Origin of the sequence: Bradyrhizobium sp. 27S5 (genome assembly GCF_037217225.1) — a bacterium.
GTDB classification, from domain to species: domain Bacteria; phylum Pseudomonadota; class Alphaproteobacteria; order Rhizobiales; family Xanthobacteraceae; genus Bradyrhizobium; species Bradyrhizobium septentrionale.
Genome location: NZ_CP147714.1, coordinates 2,098,232 through 2,113,894, shown reverse-complemented (window position 1 = coordinate 2,113,894; position 15,663 = coordinate 2,098,232). Strand labels below are relative to the sequence as shown.

14 protein-coding genes are annotated in these 15,663 nt (G+C 66.2%); 7 read left to right on the top strand and 7 right to left on the bottom strand.

What is annotated here, in order from left to right; genetic code table 11:
• Positions 1-13 precede the first annotated feature (13 nt).
• On the bottom strand, positions 14-655 hold the full coding sequence (locus tag WDM24_RS09990) for a DUF1285 domain-containing protein (protein WP_338697229.1): 642 nt from the start codon (positions 653-655) through the stop codon (positions 14-16).
• 239 nt (positions 656-894) lie between these two features.
• Between WDM24_RS09990 and WDM24_RS09985 the strand changes: the two genes are divergently transcribed.
• The 6 genes from WDM24_RS09985 to WDM24_RS09960 all read left to right on the top strand — a co-directional run bounded on the left by WDM24_RS09985 (position 895) and on the right by WDM24_RS09960 (position 10,929).
• The gene (locus WDM24_RS09985; RefSeq protein WP_029083705.1) at positions 895-1,899 is read left to right on the top strand and encodes an AAA family ATPase; all 1,005 of its coding nucleotides are present in this window, start codon (positions 895-897) and stop codon (positions 1,897-1,899) included.
• Positions 1,899-2,840, top strand: coding sequence for a DUF58 domain-containing protein (locus tag WDM24_RS09980; protein WP_338831055.1), 942 nt, complete (start codon positions 1,899-1,901; stop codon positions 2,838-2,840). The genes WDM24_RS09985 and WDM24_RS09980 overlap by 1 nt, the downstream gene beginning before the upstream one ends.
• On the top strand, positions 2,840-5,641 hold the full coding sequence (locus WDM24_RS09975; protein WP_338832361.1) for a DUF4159 domain-containing protein: 2,802 nt from the start codon (positions 2,840-2,842) through the stop codon (positions 5,639-5,641). The genes WDM24_RS09980 and WDM24_RS09975 overlap by 1 nt, the downstream gene beginning before the upstream one ends.
• 151 nt (positions 5,642-5,792) lie before the next feature.
• Positions 5,793-7,856 carry a hypothetical protein gene (locus WDM24_RS09970; protein WP_338831054.1) on the top strand — a complete coding sequence of 688 codons (2,064 nt, stop codon included), beginning with the start codon at positions 5,793-5,795 and terminating at the stop codon, positions 7,854-7,856.
• Positions 7,857-8,016: 160 nt separating this feature from the next.
• On the top strand, positions 8,017-8,439 hold the full coding sequence (locus WDM24_RS09965) for a DUF2946 family protein (protein WP_338697225.1): 423 nt from the start codon (positions 8,017-8,019) through the stop codon (positions 8,437-8,439).
• Between the two features lie 111 nt (positions 8,440-8,550).
• A complete protein-coding gene (locus WDM24_RS09960; protein WP_338831053.1) occupies positions 8,551-10,929 on the top strand; it encodes a TonB-dependent receptor in 2,379 nt (792 codons plus the stop codon).
• A 58-nt stretch (positions 10,930-10,987) separates the two neighbouring features.
• On the opposite strand, the gene WDM24_RS09955 is transcribed toward WDM24_RS09960, so the two are convergent.
• The 3 genes from WDM24_RS09955 to WDM24_RS09945 form a co-directional block, all read right to left on the bottom strand.
• A complete protein-coding gene (locus WDM24_RS09955) occupies positions 10,988-11,305 on the bottom strand; it encodes an EthD family reductase (RefSeq protein ID WP_029083699.1) in 318 nt (105 codons plus the stop codon).
• Between the two features lie 113 nt (positions 11,306-11,418).
• Entirely contained in the window at positions 11,419-11,931 is a 513-nt protein-coding gene (locus WDM24_RS09950) for a GNAT family N-acetyltransferase (RefSeq protein ID WP_166214374.1), read from the bottom strand.
• A 39-nt stretch (positions 11,932-11,970) separates the two neighbouring features.
• Positions 11,971-12,459 (bottom strand): NUDIX domain-containing protein, encoded by a 489-nt coding sequence (locus tag WDM24_RS09945; RefSeq protein WP_338831052.1) that lies wholly within the window; start codon positions 12,457-12,459, stop codon positions 11,971-11,973.
• 147 nt (positions 12,460-12,606) lie between these two features.
• Here WDM24_RS09945 and WDM24_RS09940 point away from each other — a divergent pair, with 147 nt between their 5' ends.
• Positions 12,607-13,494, top strand: coding sequence for a metallophosphoesterase (locus WDM24_RS09940; protein WP_338831051.1), 888 nt, complete (start codon positions 12,607-12,609; stop codon positions 13,492-13,494).
• 2 nt (positions 13,495-13,496) lie between these two features.
• On the opposite strand, the gene WDM24_RS09935 is transcribed toward WDM24_RS09940, so the two are convergent.
• From WDM24_RS09935 to WDM24_RS09925, 3 genes are all read right to left on the bottom strand, one after another.
• Positions 13,497-14,255: a hypothetical protein gene (locus WDM24_RS09935; RefSeq protein WP_338831050.1), complete on the bottom strand. Its 759-nt coding sequence runs from the start codon at positions 14,253-14,255 to the stop codon at positions 13,497-13,499.
• Between the two features lie 100 nt (positions 14,256-14,355).
• Positions 14,356-14,931: a hypothetical protein gene (locus WDM24_RS09930; protein WP_338697213.1), complete on the bottom strand. Its 576-nt coding sequence runs from the start codon at positions 14,929-14,931 to the stop codon at positions 14,356-14,358.
• Between the two features lie 288 nt (positions 14,932-15,219).
• Complete coding sequence (locus WDM24_RS09925) at positions 15,220-15,429, bottom strand: DUF4170 domain-containing protein (protein ID WP_029083693.1); 210 nt, start codon at positions 15,427-15,429, stop codon at positions 15,220-15,222.
• Positions 15,430-15,663: the final 234 nt, after the last annotated feature.

Here is a 15,663-nt window from a genome sequence, read left to right as displayed (position 1 = left end):
AGCAACGGCTCGTTCAAAGTGCGTCCCTCACCTGGCTGGCGTCGGCCATCGCGAAGAACTCGCCGCCGGACTCGATGCCGAACATCTCCTGACCATCGACCATCCGCGCCTCGCCCATGTCAACCAGATCGTAGTAGAGCGCGCGGGTGACCTTGGCCCACAGGTCGGCGCGGACATGCAGATAGGGCGTCAATCCGCCGTCCTCGGCGGCCTCGAATCTGAGACCGTGGCCCTTTTCGCAATCGACCCAATCGTCGACATTGGTGCGGAATCTGAGCAAGCGGCCGCGCGCGTCTTCGTCGGTCTGCATTTCCACGGCAAGGAACGGCGCGTCATCGACGCGAATGCCGACCTTCTCCACCGGTGTCACGAGAAAGTGCTTGCCGTCCTCGCGCTTCAGGATGGTGGAGAACAGCCGCACCAGCGCGGGACGGCCGATCGGTGTTCCCATGTAGAACCAGGTGCCGTCGGGCGCGATTCGCATGTCGAGATCGCCGCAGAATGGCGGATTCCAGAGGTGAACCGGCGGCAGGCCCTTGCGTCCGGCCGGCCCTGATGTCGCAGCTCGATTGGCGGCGGTGGTCAGCCCTTCGAGGCCCTTGCTTCCTAGGCCCGTAGTTTCACTGCCGGATTCGCTCTGCCCTTGCTTCGCCATTGTTTACCTTAAAGCTTCCGACCCTCAATCTGGCACATTTGGTGCACGTATCCTGAGATGTGGTCGGGGTGTCTTTCTCGCCACATCGTGATGCCGTTCATACCCTGAAATACCGATAAGGTGGGGATAGTTTAATTCAACGAATACATGGCTTTCGCGCAGGTTTAGCATGAGGGCCAAGAGATGACGACAGATGACGACGCGGGAATCACCGGGATCGTCGAGAAGGAGCGGACCGAATGGCTGGTGCAGACAGCGTCGAGAAACTGGAGGATGTGATCGTCCGCTCGGCCGAGCAGGTCGCGGGCCAGATCAAGGCCGCCAAGGAAGCGGTTTCCACTGTCATTTTCGGCCAGGACCAGGTGATCGAAAACACTTTGGTGACGATCCTGTCCGGCGGCCACGCGCTGTTGATCGGCGTGCCCGGCCTCGCCAAGACCAAGCTGGTCGAAACGCTCGGCGTTACGCTCGGGCTCGACGCCAAGCGCATCCAGTTCACGCCCGACTTGATGCCGTCGGACATTCTCGGCGCCGAAGTGCTCGACGAGAGCTCGGCCGGCAAGCGCTCGTTCCGCTTCATCTCGGGTCCGGTGTTCGCGCAGCTCTTGATGGCCGACGAGATCAACCGCGCCAGCCCGCGCACCCAGTCGGCGCTGCTGCAAGCCATGCAGGAGCAGCACATCACCATTGCCGGCGCGCGGCATGACCTGCCGAAGCCGTTCCACGTGCTGGCGACGCAGAACCCGCTCGAGCAGGAAGGCACCTATCCGCTGCCCGAGGCGCAACTCGACCGCTTCCTGATGGAAATCGACGTCGACTACCCCGATCGCGACGCCGAGCGGCGCATCCTGTTCGAAACCACCGGCGCCGAAGAGACGCTTGCCAAGGCGTCGATGGACGCAGAGACGCTGATCACCGCGCAACGGCTGGTGCGGCGGCTGCCGGTCGGCGATTCCGTGGTCGAGGCGATCCTGACGCTGGTGCGCGCCGCGCGTCCCGGTCCCGAGGGTGGCGAGGCCGGCAAGCTGATCGCCTGGGGACCGGGTCCCCGCGCCAGCCAGTCGCTGATGCTCGCAGTCCGCGCCCGCGCGCTGCTCGACGGAAGGCTCGCGCCGTCGATCGACGACGTGCTCGATCTCGCCGAGCCCGTGCTCAAGCACCGCATGGCGCTGACCTTCTCGGCGCGCGCCGAGGGCCGCACCATTCCCGACGTGATCAAGCAATTGAAAACCCGGATCGGTTGATGGCGGCTGACAACAGGCACCAGAACGAGGAGCTCCTTGCGGTTCGACGTGCAGATGGCGAAAGCCGAACGCTCGCCGCATCGCTGCCGCGCCTGGTGCTTGAGGCTCGCCGCATCGCTGCCAACGTCATCCATGGCATGCATGGTCGCCGCCGCGCCGGCACCGGCGAGAGCTTCTGGCAATATCGCCGCTTCGTGTCGGGCGAACCGTCGCAGCGCGTCGACTGGCGCCGCTCGGGACGCGACGACCACCTCTATGTCCGCGAGCAGGAGTGGGAGGCCGCGCACACCGTGTGGATCTGGCCCGATCGCTCGCCGTCGATGGCCTTTGCCTCACGCGAGGCGCGCGACTCCAAGCTCGAGCGCGGACTGATCGTTGCCTTTGCGCTGGCCGAGCTGCTGGTTGCCGGCGGCGAGCGCGTCGGCGTTCCCGGCCTGATGAACCCGACCGGCCGCCGCGCCGTGATCGACAAGATGGCGCAGGCGATGCTGCATGACGAGGCGACACGCGCCAGCCTGCCGCCCTCCTTCGTGCCGTCGTCGCTCGCCGAGATCGTGGTGCTGTCGGACTTCTGGTCGCCGATGGCCGAGATCACGACCATGCTGGCCGGGCTCGCCTCGTCGGGCGCGCACGGCACCATGATCCAGGTCGTCGATCCTGCCGAGGAGACTTTCCCCTATTCCGGCCGGGTCGAGTTCGTCGAGCCGGAGGCCGGCAGCGTCATCACCGCCGGCCGCGCCGAAAGCTGGGCCACCGATTACGTCGCCCGCGTCGCGCTGCATCGCGACCAGATCCGCGCCGAGACCAACCGGCTCGACTGGCTGTTCTCGACCCACACCACCAGCCGCTCCGCGGCCGAGCTGCTACTGTTCCTGCATGCCGGCATGATGGTGAGCAAGGGCGGCGGCCGCTCAACCGTCAAGGCGGGACGCAGCGCATGATCGCAGGTCTCCCCCTCTCCTTTGCCGAACCGCTGCTGCTGCTGGGGCTGGTCAGCCTGCCGGTGCTGTGGTGGCTGTTGCGCGTGATGCCGCCGCGGCCGCGGCGCATCGAATTCCCGCCGACGCGGCTGTTGTTCGACATCGCGCCCAAGGAAGAGACGCCGGCGCGCACACCGTGGTGGCTGACGCTGCTGCGGCTCGCTGCCGCCGCGCTCGTCATCCTTGCCGCCGCCGGCCCGATCTGGAATCCGCAGACCGGCGTCGCCGCGGGCAAATTCCCGCTGGTGATCCTGCTCGACGACGGCTGGAGCGCGGCCTCGAGCTGGGATGCGCGGGTCAAGGCCGCGGACGAGCTAATCGCCGATGCCGACAGCGACCGCCGCGGCGTCGCGCTGGTGCCGCTGTCGGAGCCTACGCGTGACATCACGCTGATGCCGGCCGGCACCGCGCGCGTCGCGTTGCGCCAGATCGCGCCAAAACCCTACTCGATCGATCGCGTTGAAACCCTGACCTCGCTTGGACGTTTCCTCAAATCGACCGGCGACTGCGACATCGCCTGGCTGTCCGACGGCGTCGACACCGGCCGCGGCAGCGAGTTCACCGAAGGTCTCGGCAAGGTGATCGAGAGCCGCAACCTGACGATCTATTCGGGCGGCGCGCAGTCCGCGCAGGCGCTGGTCGCGGCCGAGAACGCCGCCGCCAAGATGACCGTGAAGGTGTTGCGCACCGAAAGCGGCTTCGCGGCCGGCACGGTGCGCGCGGTCGATGCCAAGGGCTCGCCGATCGGCGAGGCCCGCTACACGTTCGGCCCGCAGGAGCGCGAGACCGAAGCCGCCTTCGATCTTCCGGTCGAACTGCGCAACGACATCTCGCGGCTCGAAATCTCCGGCGAGCATTCGGCCGGCGCCGTGCAACTGCTCGACCGGCGCTGGCGCCGCCGCGCCATCGGCGTGGTCTCGGGTGCGAGCAACGACACCGCGCAGCCGCTGCTGGCGTCGACCTTCTATCTGTCCCGCGCGCTGTCGCCGTTCGCCGACGTCCGGCTCGGCGATCGCGGCGCGCCGCAGCAGGTGATCGGGCAATTCCTCGACCAGAGGCTGCCGATGATCGTGATGGCCGATGTCGGCACGCTGTCGCCGGATATCCGCGACCGGCTCAACGCCTGGATCGAGCAGGGCGGCGTGCTGGTGCGCTTCGCCGGCCCGCGCCTCGCGCAGGCCGACGACGACCTCGTTCCGGTCAAGCTGCGCCGCGGCGGCCGCACGCTCGGCGGCAGCCTGACCTGGGAGAAGCCACAACACATGGCCTCGTTCGCCGCAGATGGTCCATTCGCAAGCCTCACCGTGCCGAAGGACATCACCGTCAGCCGCCAGGTGCTGGCCGAGCCCGACGCCGTGCTCGCGACCAAGAGCTGGGCATCTCTTGAAGACGGCACCCCGCTCGTCACCGGCGAGCATCGCGGCAAGGGCGTGGTCAGCCTGTTCCACGTCGGTGCCGACATGCGCTGGTCGGACCTGCCGATGTCCGGCACCTTCGTCGAGATGCTGCGCCGGCTGATCGATATGTCCGGCTACACCTCGAAGCCCGGCCCCGGCGTCGCCAGCGATCCCACCGCGGAGACGGTTGCGCCGCTGCGCACCCTCGACGGCTTCGGCGCCTTCGGCCCGCCGCCTGCGACTGCCAAGCCGATGTCGGCGGACTATCGCGACCGCGGCACGGCGGATCATCCGCCCGGCTTCTACGGCACCGCCGAGAGCCCGATCGCGGTCAACACGCTTGCCTCCGCCGACCGCATCGCGCCGCTCGACACTTCCGGCCTCCGCGCGAAACATGCGAGTTACACCAACACCGAACCGCGTGACCTGCGCGGCATCATGCTGTCGACGGCGCTGGCGCTGTTCCTGCTCGATGCCATCGTGGTCGCGATGCTGGGCGGCGGCCTCGCCGCGCTGATCCGGCGCCGCGCCGCGCCGGCGGTGCTCGCCTTCGCCTTCATCCTCCTGACGTTCGCGCCGTCGTCGACACGCGCCGAGAGCAACGACGACTTCGCCATCAAGTCGGTGTCGCAGACGCGGCTGGCCTATGTCGTCACCGGCAACGCCGACGTCGATTCCATCGTCAAGGCCGGGATGTCCGGACTGACGCTGTTCCTCGGGCAGCGCACTGCGCTCGAAGCCGGCGATCCCGTCGGCATCGACCCCGCGCGCGACGAGTTGGCGTTCTTCCCGCTGATCTACTGGCCGATCGTGCCGGGCGCGCCGAAGCCGCCGCAGGACGCCATCAACAAGATCGACGCCTACATGAAGCAGGGCGGCACCGTGATTTTCGACACCCGCGACGCCGTCGAGGCGCCGCCGGGCGACAATGGCGCCTCGCAGACGCCGGGCATGCAGACGCTGCGCGAATTGCTGTCGACCCTCGACGTTCCCGAGCTCGAGCCGGTGCCGCGCGAGCACGTGCTGACCAAGACGTTCTATCTGCTGCGCGACTTCCCCGGCCGCTTCAACTCCGGCCAGACCTGGGTCGAGACGTTGCCGCGCGAGGACGACGAGGAGACCGCACAGCGCCCGGCGCGCGGCGGCGACGGCGTCTCGCCGATCATCATCACGTCGAACGACCTCGCCGGCGCCTGGGCGATCCGTCCCGACGGCCAGCCGATGCTGCCGCTGACACCGGGCGAGCCGCGGCAGCGCGAATTCGCGTTCCGCGCCGGCGTCAACATCGTAATGTACACCCTGACCGGCAACTACAAGGCCGACCAGGTGCACGCGCCTGCGCTAATCGAGCGGCTGGGACAATGAGCATGAACATGACGTCCGCTAGCGTTCCGTTCATTCTCCCCGTCATGGCCGGGCTTGGCCCGGCCATCCACGTCTGCCTTTCTTTCGAAGGCAAGGAAGACGTGGATGCCCGGCACCAGGCCGGGCATGACGATGCAGATAGGTCTGCGTCATGAACTACGGTATCGCGTTCACACCGCTGGTTCCTTCGCTCGTGCTGTGGATCGGGCTCGGCGCGATCGTCGTCATCGCCGCGCTGTTGTTGCTGTCGCGCGCGCGCGGCGCCGCGGTGCGCGTCGCCGCGCTGGCGCTGATCCTGCTCGCGCTGGCCAACCCCTCCTTCACCCGCGAGGACCGCGAGCCGTTGTCCTCGGTCGCCGCCGTCGTGGTCGACAAGAGCCCGAGCCAGAACTTTGGCACGCGCAACCAGGAGACCGACAAGGCGCGGCAAGCGCTGGTCGACAGCCTGAAGCAGATCAAGGGCCTTGAGGTCCGCGTCGTCGAGGCCGGCCAGGCCGACGGCGAAACCGACGGCACAAAGCTGTTCGGCGCGCTGACGTCGGCACTGTCGGACGTTCCGGTCGAACGCGTCGCCGGCGCGTTCATGATCACCGACGGCCGCGTGCACGATATTCCCGCCAACGCCCAGGCGCTCGGCTTCCAGGCGCCGCTGCATACGTTGATTACCGGCCGCAAGGACGAGCGCGACCGCCGCATCGCGATCACCGCCGCGCCGCGCTTCGGCATTGTCGGCCAGACCCAGACCATCACCTACCGGCTCGACGACCAGGGCGTCACCGGCGAGCGCGCCAAGGTCACGATCCGCCGCGACGGCGAGGTGATCAACGAGCGCATGCTGAGCAGCGGCCAGACCTCAAGCATCGACATCGACATCAAGCATGCCGGGCCCAACATCGTCGAGATCGAGGCCTCGCCGCTCGAGAACGAGCTGACCCCGGTCAACAACCGCGCCGTGGTCGCGATCGACGGCGTGCGCGACAAGCTGCGCGTGCTGCTGGTGTCAGGCGAACCGCATGCCGGCGAGCGCACCTGGCGCAACCTGTTGAAGTCAGATCCCAGCGTCGATCTCGTGCACTTCACCATCCTGCGTCCACCGGAGAAGCAGGATGGCACGCCGATCAACGAGCTGTCGCTGATCGCGTTTCCGACCCGCGAGCTGTTCCAGCAGAAGATCAACGAATTCCAGCTGATCATCTTCGACCGCTACGCCCGCCAGGGCGTGCTGCCGATCGCCTATTTCGACAACATCGCGCGCTATGTCCGCTCCGGCGGCGCGGTGCTGGTCTCCGCCGGTCCCGACTACGCCTCGACCACCAGCATCTGGCGCACGCCGCTGGATTCGGTGCTGCCGGCCGAGCCGGTCGGCGTCACCGAGAAGCCGTTCTATGCGCACTTAAGCGATGCCGGGAAACGCCATCCGGTGACGCGCGGGCTGGAAGGCTCGAATGCCGAGCCGCCGCATTGGAGCCGGTTCTTCCGCACCGTCGACACCCGCAACGCGATCAACCCGCCGGTCATGACCGGCGCCGACGGCAAGCCGCTGCTGCTGCTGTCGCGCTTCGGCGAAGGCCGCGTCGCGCTCTTGCTCTCCGACCACATCTGGCTCTGGGCGCGCGGCTATGAAGGCGGCGGCCCGCATCTCGATTTGTTGCGGCGGGTGTCGCACTGGCTGATGAAGCAGCCCGACCTCGACGAAGAGGCGCTGCGCATGCAGGTGCAGGGCAAGGACCTGATCGTGGTGCGGCAGACCATGGCCGATACCGTCGCGCCTGTTACCGTGACGTCGCCGAGCGGCACCACGCGCGAACTGACGCTCGCCGCCGGCGATCCCGGCGAGTGGCGCGCCACGCTGCCCGCGAGCGAGCTCGGCCTGTGGCAGGCCACCGACGGCACGCTGAAGGCGCTGATCAATGTCGGCCCGACCAATCCGAAGGAATTCTCGGAGGTCACCTCGACCACCGACACGCTGAAGCCGCTGGCGCAGGCAACCGGCGGCGACGCGCGGCGCATCGTCGACGGATCGAGCCTCGACATGCCGCGCATCGTGCCGATACGCGCCTCCTCGATCTTCCGCGGCGACGGCTGGCTCGGCGTCAAGATGCGCGACGCCAGCGTCGTGAAGGGCGTCGGCGTGCTGCCGATGTTCGCCGGCCTGGTCGGCCTGCTGCTGCTGCTCGGCGCATTCGCGGCAACCTGGCTGCGCGAGGGACGCTGAGCCTGGTGGCTCGGCGCTCCGTTGCTTCAAACACACACCGGCAACGGATCGACACAGTTCGCCCCAACTGTGGTTGACACCGCGATTGCCGTCCGATGTTATAATGTAACATCGGGCCGCTGGGGTGATGGCGCGCTCCCGATGGGGTGGGCGTTATCGCATGAAGTGGTTCCGGAGACACATCAAGACTGGCTCGCGGCTGGCGCTGTTCGCGCTCGCCGTCCAGTTCGTGCTGTCGTTCGGGCACTTCCATCCGATAGCGGCCGCGCAAGCCGCGCCCGCGTCCCAGACCGGCCTGTCGCTGGTCGATCTCGCCTATATCGGGACCTCCGCAACCCCGGACCTCGCGGTCCAGGTGACCGGGACCGAGCCGCCCGCCAGGCACGACAACGACCGGCATCCGGCCGATAATTGCGCGATCTGCGCCGTCATCTCGCTCGCGAGCAGCATGCTGTTCACGGCCCCGCCGGTGCTGTTGCTGCCGGAAGCCGTCGAGCTTCTGTTCCGCACCACCAATGCCGAATTCGTCCATCTGAAGTCGGCGCCTGCCGCGTTTCACTCCCGCGCACCTCCCCTGTCCTGACATCGACTGATTGCCGCACGCCCTGAGCGGACAGCCGCGTCACATTTGCGGCTGCGCCAGCGGGGCAAATCGGAATCGATCCGTCATTTTCGACGGGGCTGGATCGGGACAATGACACTTCAGAAGAAACGAGCACTCCACATCGGGGGCGCGAGCTGGCTGTTGCTGGGCGCAATGAATAGCGGCGCGCTCGCCGATGACACGCCGACGCAACTCCCTGACATCACCGTGACGGCACCAAGCCCGATCCAGCGGCACCGCACAGCGCCAGCACGCACCCCGACACACGTTGTCCGGGCTGCGCCGAGCCGGAACCGCGAACGCGCCACAGCAGTGCAGCCGGCGCCCGCGGCGCCAGCGCCGGCACTGCAGCAAGGCGTGCTGCCCGTCGTCACCGACCAGTTCGCGACCGTCACCGTGATACCGAACGAGGAGCTGCGGCGCTCCGGCGGCGCCACGCTTGGCGATCTCTTGTTCTCGAAGCCCGGCATCACCGGTTCGAGCTTCGCGCCCGGCGCATCGAGCCGGCCGATCATCCGCGGCCTCGACGTCAACCGCGTCGGCATCGTCGAGAACGGTCTCGGCGGCGGCGGCGTGTCGGATCTCGGCGAGGATCATTTCGTGCCAATCGATCCGCTTTCGACCAACCAGATCGAGGTGGTGCGGGGACCTGCCGCGCTGCGCTACGGCTCGACCTCGATCGGTGGCGTCGTCAGCGCCAGCAACAATCGAATTCCCGACGCGATGCCGACCTGCGCGGCAGCGCCGTTCCAGACCTACGGTTTGCCGGTGAAGGCGCCGCTGGCCGATGCCGGTTCGCCGGGCTGCCTCAACGTCGAGACCCGCACATCGGTCAGTTCGGTCAATCGCGGCGTCGAGGGCGGCATGCTGCTGGACGCTGGCGGCAACAATGTCGCCGTGCACGCCGACGTCTATGGCCGCACCACCAGCGACTACAGCATCCCGAGCTATCCGTATCTGTTCGACCAGACGCGGCCGGTGGGCAGCCGCCAGCCGAACTCCGCGACGCAGTCGGACGGCGCCTCGGTCGGTGGCTCGTATTTCTTCCAGGGCGGCTATATCGGCGCATCGATCACCCAGAACGACTCGCTCTACCATATCCCCGGCATCGACGGTGCCGATCACCAGACCCGGATCGACGCGCACCAGACCAAGATCGCCGTCAAGGGCGAGTACCGGCCCGATGCTGCGGCGATCGACGCCGTGCGGTTCTGGGTCGGCGCGACCGACTATCGCCACAACGAAATCGGTCTTGCCGATCCGGTTGATCTCTCAAGCGACGGCGTGCGGCAGACTTTTACCAACAAGGAGCAAGAAGCCCGGCTCGAAGTGCAAATGATGCCGTTCAACGCGCGCTTCGCGGCCGTGACGACGGCGTTCGGCCTGCAGGCCGGCCATCAGGAATTGACGGCCCCAAGTCCGGACGATCCAGGCAGCCCGCTCAACGGATTGTGGGACCCTAACAACAACAACAGGGTCGCCGGTTACGTCTTCAACGAGCTGAAATTCAGCGAGACCACCAAGGCGCAGATCGCCGGACGCATCGAACACCTCAACCTCTTCGGGACAACGCCGGCATTCATACCTGACGTGTTCGACGTCAACATCGACCCTGCCAGTATTGGTCCCGCCACGCCGCGCAATCTGCACTTCACGCCGAAAAGTGCGAGCATTGGCCTGATCCAGAACCTGCCGTGGGATCTGGTTGCGAGCATTACCGGTCAATACGTCGAACGCGCGCCGAAACCGGCAGAGCTGTTTTCGCGCGGCGCCCATGATGCGACCGCCACCTTCGACATCGGCAATCCCAATCTCGGCATCGAGACGGCAAAATCGATCGAGGTGGGATTAAGGCGGGCAACGGGGCCGTTGCGATTCGAACTCACCGGCTACTACACGAAGTTCAACGGCTTTATCTACCGCCAATTGACTGGCAACACGTGCGACAGTGCGGCTTGCGTGGATATAGCCAATCCGGACCAGCTTGAGCTGAACCAGGCGAGATACGCGCAGCGCGACGCCACCTTCCGCGGCGCCGAGTTCCAGAGCCAGCTCGACATCGGCCCGCTCAACGGCGGCATCTGGGGTATCGAGGACCAGTTCGATGTGGTGCGCGCCACCTTCACCGACGGCACCAACGTGCCGCGGATTCCGCCGGTGCGGCTCGGCGGCGGCGTGTACTGGCGCGACAGCAACTGGTTCACCCGCATCAATCTGGTGCACGCCTTCGCGCAGAACGACATCGCTGTGATCGGCGAGACCCCGACCGCGGGCTACAATCTCTTGAACGCGGAGATCACCTACAACACCAAGCTCAATCAATCATGGATCGGGGCGCGCGAGATGACGCTTGGCCTGGTCGGCAACAATCTGCTCAACCAGAACATCCGCAACTCGGTCTCCTACACCAAGGACGAGGTGCTGATGCCGGGCATCGGCGTGCGGGCGTTCGCCAATTTGAAGTTCTGAGACAAGCGTATCCCTCCGCCGCTGCGGCAGAGGGATCATGCCTCGAGAACCCGCCTCGTCAGTGGCCGACGACGACTTCGCTGATCTGTATCACTGGCTGCAGATCGGTGTAATTCGGAATGTCGCCCATGATCTCCTGAGCGTGCTTCCCCATGCCGGCCGCGAAGGCCTCAACCGAGTCGCAGAAGATGTGGCACATCCCGACATAAGTTGCTGGCGTCCCCGGTGCGCCGCCGGCGAGGCCCTTGTCGACGGTGTAATATTTGCAGGCGTCGCCCAGCCGCGCTTTCACCAGCGGCATGTGCTTGTCGCGATAGTAATCGTGATCAAAGCGTGCGCCTGGATTGTTCGGATACATCACACTGACCTTGATCATGGCGCGCACTCTCCCTGTTGATATGACATGCGCCGGTCTTGTCCCGGCGCTTGGCTCAACTGTGCTTCAGTTTCCGAAGGTGCGCAACCGTTCCGGCGTCGCTCGCGGGAATGTCAGATCGCCTTGCTCCAATCCGGCTGGATCGGCCCCGACACGCCCTCGAACGCGCCATCGACCAGTTCCATGACAAGTACGCGACTGTAGTCGACCGGTCCGGGCATCGTCATCCGCCCCTTCGGGACCGGCTTGAAGCCGACGCGTGCATAGTACGGTTCGTCGCCGACCAGCACGATGAGCCGGTGGCCCTTGGCGCGTGCGTCGTTGATCGCGCGTTCGAGCAGCGCACGGCCGACGCCGCGGCTGCGGAACGGCGGCTCGACAGTCAACGGCCCGAGCATCAGGGCCGGCGTATCGCCAATCGTGACCGGCAGTTGGCGCACCGAGCCGACCAGCAGCGTGCCGATCCGTGCCGTGAAGGAGACATCGAGCAGATGATCGACATGCTCGCGCAGCCGGTAGGCGCTGAGCACGAAGCGGCCGGGCCCGAAGGTGCGCTCATGCAGGCGCTCGATCGCCTGGGCGTCTTTCGGGGTCTCGGGCAGGATGGTCAGGGACAGTTCAGTCATTGTGGAGCGCGGGATAGCATCTGGCGTGGGCGCGGTCCATCACCGCCATGTGGCCGTCGGCGGCTTGCCGTCGAGCACCTCCGCGATCCGCAGCCGCGTCCCGGGGGTGGCCTCCTCGGGCAGATCAGCCGGATCGAAGAAGCCGCAGGCCACGATCTCGCGATTCGGTTCCGGCAGCCGGTCCTGCCGGTAGTTTCTAACGACATAGACCGCGACATGATCGCGCGGCGAGACGTGGCTGTTGTGGAAGATGCCGTGCAGCACCGGCTCGCCGGCGAGCTCGATCCGGCCCTCCTCCTCCAGCTCGCGCCGCAGCGCCTCGAGAAAGCTCTCGCCGACCTCGACCCCGCCGCCCGGCAGATACCAGCCATGGACATAGCTGTGCTTGACCAGGAACACCTTGTTGTCGGCGTCGAGTACGACGGCGCGGACGCCGAGCGTCATGCTGCGGGCCAACCGCCAGTAGAAATGAAACACCCACCTGATCTGCGGCTCGTAGCGCTTGCGTAAATCCTCAAGGATCGTCACTGAACCCTCGACATCATGGTGTTTGATCCGTGCTTTGATCCTTGCGCGCCCGCGCAGCTCTTGCCAATACAGGGCAGGACGTTCGGGATAGCATGACATGACCGGTTGCCGGCCACTTTTCACGGACAATCCTAAGGGAATCGCATGATGGCGGCATTCCGCCTCGCGCATCTGTCGGATCCGCATCTGCCGCCGCTGCCGGCGGCGCGGCTGCGCGATCTCGCCGGCAAGCGCGCCTTCGGCTATTTGAACTGGACGCGCAACCGTCACAAATATCATCGCCGCGACGTGCTCGATGCGCTGGTGTCCGACATGCAGGCGCAGCAGCCGGACCATGTCGCCGTGACCGGCGATCTCGTCAATCTGGCGCTGGATGCCGAGTTCAATCCGGCGCGGCAATGGCTGGAGGGCGTCGGCGATCCCTCCGGTGTGACCGTGGTCCCCGGCAATCATGATGCCTATGTGCGCGCGACGCGGCATCGCTTCGTCAGTCACTTCGACGACTATCTGCGCGGCGACGCCGATGGCGCAGCGACGCATTTTCCGTTCGTGCGCCGCCGCGGGCCGGTGGCGCTGATCGGCGTCTCCTCGGCGGTGCCGACGCCGCCGCTGATGGCAACTGGCTGGCTCGGCCATGCCCAGCTTGGCGCGTTGGAGACGATCCTCGCGCAGCTGTCGCGGGAGGACGCCTTCCGCGTGCTGCTGGTGCATCATCCGCTGCACTCCGACGGGCGCGCCAAGCGGCTGACCGATTCGCATCAGCTGCTGGCGCTGCTCAAGCGGCACGGCGTCGAGCTGGTGCTGCATGGCCACGACCACATCCACTCGACGATGTGGTTCGACGGCCCCGAGCGCAAGATTCCCGCGATCGGCGTGCCGTCGGCATCGGCGCTGGCGCGCAAGCATTATCCGGCGGCGGCCTACAACCTGTTCTCGATCGAGCGCGACGGCAACGCCTGGCGCTGCGAGCAGACCGTGCGCGGCTTCGGCAAGCACGATGGCATTCACGAGTTGAAGCAAACGCGATTGTCCTGACGTTAATCCCCACCTCCGCCGCCACCACAACCACCGCCGCAGCCGCCTCCGCTGTCGCCACCACCTCCACCATCGCCGCCGCCAGCGTCGCCACCATCCCCGCCGCCACCTCCATCGCTGCCGGCATCGCCGAAGCCGGCAGACGATCCATCGATCGAAGAGTCGGAGAAATCGCCGCCGCAATAGGGGCTATCGCCGGCAATGCCGCTGCGGCGCAGCGCCTCGCAATCGGTGTGATAGACGAAGCCGTTGGCGATGTTCAGTTTGGCGTCGAGCGCGAACAACAGCGGCAGCCGCGTCGGCCTGACCGGATCGATGTTCTCGTATTTGCAGCAATACCACCACACCCGCCGCAGTCCCTCATTGCTCCGGCGTCGCTCCTTCACCAGCACGACGGCCGGCGTGTGATGCAGGAAGCCGCCGAAGGCGCGGCGGCAGAACGCATCGTATTCGCGGGTGTAGAGAATGAATTCGTGCCAGAGATCGTCGGCGGCCTGCGACGGCATCGAGACGTAGCGCTTGCCGCTCATCAGATAGGCAAGGAAAAACTGCCGTAGCCCGCGCGAGACCAGCGCGCTGTCCTTGCGCATGAAACCCGGGTGACGCTTCTCGAGCCGCGCCAGCAGGCCCGCCGGCCATTTGAAGGTGCGGACATATTCGGCGCGCCGCAGCCTCTGCCATTTGCCGAACAGCACGGCGCTGCCGACCACCGCAGCCGCCGCCAGGACGCCCAGGAATGCCGAGGCGGGTGTTACGACCACGATGCCCCCCGCCCTTCCCTTATTTGAGCATGATCTCCGCGCAAACGCGTTCCGCGTTTGTCGCGAGGGAAAACCGCTTCGCACTTTTCCGGATCATGCTTTAGAAATTCTGCCAGCTCGCAAACAGCGCGTAGCCGAACAGCGCCAGCGCGCCCATGATGAAGCCGAGCACGAACATGCCGAACCCGCCGCGGCGCTTCGGCGCCACCACCGGCACGGGCGGCGGCGGCGCCGGCTCGGCAGCCGGAAGCGGCGTTGCCACCATCGCATGCTCGCGCTCGATCATGCGGCGCGCGACATAATCGGTGACGGCGTCGACGATCACGGGCACGTCGTGCGATTCGGCGAGCACGATGCGGCCGAAGCGGGTGTCCTGCACGAAGCGGTAGATGCGCTTGTCGCGCCCCATCAGCACATGGGCGACGACGTCGATCCACAGCCGCGGCGTCTCGCCCTGGCTGATGCCGCGGTCGAACAGATCGACCTTCTCCGGCACCTGCGCGAACAAGGGATCGAGCGCATCGTTGAGGATCTCGAGCCGCGCCACCTCGGCGTCGCGTAACTCGACGACGACGCCGGTGCGATCGGCCGCCTCGATCCGCGCCCGCCGCAGCGCCTCTCGCAGCGTCGGCCGCATCTCGCGCGCCTCGCTGCCGGTGTTGTGCGGATCGGACATGCCTTGCGGCCTCGTAGTGACGGGTTGCCTTATCCATTAACCTATCAGCAACCATGCCGTCCGCAAAGCACGTTGGTTCCCAAGCACTTAGGCGGCCGCTTATCCCCAGATCAAAGACCCCGGCAGTGTTCCGAAAGCGGACAGCCCCACCCGGATGAACCGGATGGGGCTGCCGTCCTTGGACGTTTCTTAGCTGCGTCACAATGCGATTGCGTATCGTGACTTCATCTCTTGTTTGAGCATGATCTTTTCGGAAAACCGGTTCCCACTTTTCCGGATCATGCTCGCTCAGGCCGAAACCCGCGACGGCTCCTCGACGATGGAGAAGCGCACGCCGGCCTTGTGGCGGTTCTCTTCCGAGACCACGCGCCACGCATCCTCGGCTTCCTTGCGGGTCTTGAACGGACCCTGCACCTGGGCCGAGCCTTCGACGAGCTTGTGGAAGTTCATCGAGCCGAACTCGCCGCCGATCACCCAGAAATTGCTGCCCTTGCTCATCGTCAGTCTCCTCTAAAAAATCGGCCTGCCTTTGCCGAGCCGCCGAAACCTTGATCGCCGCACCCTGCCGTCAGAGAGGTCGATCGTGGGCAGGCCGGCGTGCTGCCTGCTCTCCCTCCAATCGACATTCTTGACAGCGTGTTGCGAACCGCCTGCCAAGAGCTAAACGCGAAAACAGGAAGCTCGTATAGATGCCTTGTTTTTTATTGGTGATGTCATGTAACATCTGAACTT